Source organism: Flavobacterium sp. (assembly GCF_039930565.1).
Taxonomy (GTDB): Bacteria; Bacteroidota; Bacteroidia; order Flavobacteriales; family Flavobacteriaceae; genus Flavobacterium.
Genome location: NZ_JBDTTP010000149.1, coordinates 1 through 2,919, shown reverse-complemented (window position 1 = coordinate 2,919; position 2,919 = coordinate 1). Strand labels below are relative to the sequence as shown.

The window sequence follows — 2,919 nt, the reverse complement described above, 5'->3', positions numbered from 1 at the left end:
TGAAACAGTACAACGAAATCAAGAGAAAATATCCTGATGCATGTCTGCTTTTCAGAGTTGGTGATTTTTATGAAACCTTTGGAGAAGATGCCGTTAGAGCGTCTAAAATCCTTGGAATTACATTAACCAAAAGAGGTGCAGGTTCTGAAACTGAAACAGCTTTGGCTGGTTTCCCTCATCATTCTATCAATACGTATTTGCCAAAATTAGTCAAAGCCGGACTTCGGGTTGCTATTTGTGATCAGCTTGAAGATCCAAAAATGACCAAAACTATTGTAAAACGTGGCGTTACAGAACTTGTAACACCGGGGGTTTCTTTAAATGATGAGGTTTTACAATCTAAATCAAATAACTTTTTAGCTTCTGTTTATTTTGCTAATAAAAGTATAGGCATTTCTTTTCTTGATGTTTCCACCGGTGAGTTTTTAACGGCTCAGGGAAATGCAGAATATATAGACAAATTATTACAGAATTTTAATCCTAGTGAGGTGCTGGTTCCAAAGACTTGTAAAGCCGATTTTGCAGCTGCTTTTGGAGATGATTTTCATAGTTTTTATCTGGAAGACTGGATTTATAAAGAAGATTATGCTGTTGAAACTCTTACGAAACATTTTCAAACTGTTTCCTTAAAAGGTTTCGGAATCGAAGAATTATCCGAAGGAATCATTGCTTCAGGAGCGATTCTGTATTATTTGTCAGAAACACAGCACAATAGGGTACAGCATATCACGGCAATTCAGCGTATTGCTGAAGATGCTTATGTCTGGATGGATCGTTTTACGATTAGAAACCTGGAGTTGTACCACAGCTATAATCCAAATGCAGTAACGCTTTTAGATGTAATTGACAGGACGCTTTCGCCAATGGGAGGGCGTTTATTAAAACGTTGGCTGGCACTTCCTTTAAAAGACAGCAATAAAATTAAGGGGCGTCATGATGTGGTTTCGTATTTGAAATCTAATCCTGAAGTACTGCATAATATTCAATATCAAATCAAGCAAATTTCAGATTTAGAACGGCTGATTTCTAAAATAGCAGCCGGAAAAGTTTCGCCTCGTGAAATTGTTTATCTGAAAGAATCGTTAGATGCTATTATTCCAATTAAAAATTTGGCATTACAAAGTCCTCAGGAAGCGGTAAAGATTATTGGAGACAGTTTGCACGCCTGTGATTTATTAAGGGAAAAAATCAAAACAACCTTAAATCAGGATGCGCCGGTTGCGATTGCAAAAGGAAATGCGATTGCTAAAGGAATTAGTGAAGAACTTGATGATTTGCGTGCTATTTCAACTTCCGGAAAAGAATACCTGGAAGGAATTGAAAAAAGAGAATCTGAAAAAACAGGAATATCTTCTTTAAAAATTTCTTTTAATAATGTTTTTGGATATTATATCGAAGTCCGAAATACGCATAAAGATAAAGTCCCCGAAGAATGGATTCGCAAACAGACTTTGGTAAACGCAGAGCGTTATATTACGGAAGAATTAAAAGAATATGAAACCAAGATTTTGGGTGCTGAAGAAAAAATCCATAAAATTGAATCCGATCTTTTTGAACAGTTAGTAGCCTGGATTGCAACTTATATTAAGCCGGTTCAAATGAATGCCAATTTAGTAGCGCAGCTGGATTGTTTGTGTTCGTTTACGCAATTAGCAGTTGAAAATAAATACGTTTGTCCTGAAATTGATGAAACTTTTGAATTGGATATCAAAAACGGAAGGCATCCTGTAATCGAAAAACAATTACCTGTTGGGACGCCTTATATAGCTAATGATGTTTATCTGGATAGGGAATCACAACAAATCATTATGATCACGGGTCCTAACATGTCTGGTAAGTCTGCTATTTTGAGACAAACAGCTTTAATTGTATTATTGGCTCAAATGGGAAGTTTTGTCCCGGCAGATAGTGTGAGAATGGGAATTGTAGATAAAATTTTCACCAGAGTAGGGGCTTCGGATAATATTTCGATGGGAGAATCTACTTTTATGGTAGAAATGAATGAAACAGCTTCTATTTTAAATAATATTTCAGACAGAAGTTTGGTTTTACTGGATGAAATTGGTCGCGGTACAAGTACTTATGACGGAATTTCGATAGCCTGGGCCATTGCTGAATTTTTACATGAACATCCTGGAAGGGCAAAAACATTATTCGCAACGCATTATCATGAATTAAATGAAATGACAGAATCTTTGCCAAGAATCCAAAATTATAATGTAGCTGTAAAAGAATTAAAGGATACTGTTCTTTTTGTTCGTAAACTCATAAAAGGAGGAAGTGCACACAGTTTTGGAATTCATGTTGCAAAAATGGCAGGAATGCCACAAACAGTAATTTTAAAAGCGCAGAAACTGTTGAAGAAATTAGAAAAAAATCATTCAAGCGATGCATTAAACGGAATTAAATCGGCAAACGATGAAATGCAAATGAGTTTCTTTAATTTGGATGACCCGTTGTTGGAGCAAATAAAAGAAGAGATTATGAGTCTTGATATAAATGCAATAACCCCGGTTGAAGCTTTAATGAAACTTAATGAGATTAAAAGAATGCTGCTTAAGAAATAATTTTTCAGATTTAAAGTTTAGGTTATCAGAAAGTTATAAAATTAAGTGTCATTTTTTTTAAAAAAGGCTTGTTTAATTGAATAAATGTCCTAAATTTGCACTCGCAATACGAAACAAGTAGTATTTGTAGTTCTTATTAGAATTTGAAACGCGAAAATAGCTCAGTTGGTAGAGCGCGACCTTGCCAAGGTCGAGGTCGCGGGTTCGAGCCCCGTTTTTCGCTCAAAACCATATAATGCTCGGATGGTGTTGTGTTTAATTAATTTTTTAAAAAATTAGTTAAAAAACATTTTAAAGTATAATGCTCGGATGGTGAAATTGGTAGACACGCTGGACTTAAAATCCAGTGAAC

1 protein-coding gene and 1 tRNA gene are annotated in these 2,919 nt (G+C 35.3%); both read left to right on the top strand.

Translation table 11 applies throughout. The features are described 5' to 3' along the window. Positions 1–2,567, top strand: a 2,567-nt coding sequence (gene mutS, locus ABI657_RS19150; protein WP_348098867.1) for a DNA mismatch repair protein MutS, incomplete at its 5' end; no start/stop codon positions are given. Positions 2,568–2,717: 150 nt separating this feature from the next. Next, positions 2,718–2,790, top strand: a tRNA-Gly gene (locus tag ABI657_RS19145). The last annotated feature ends 129 nt before the right edge of the window (positions 2,791–2,919 follow it).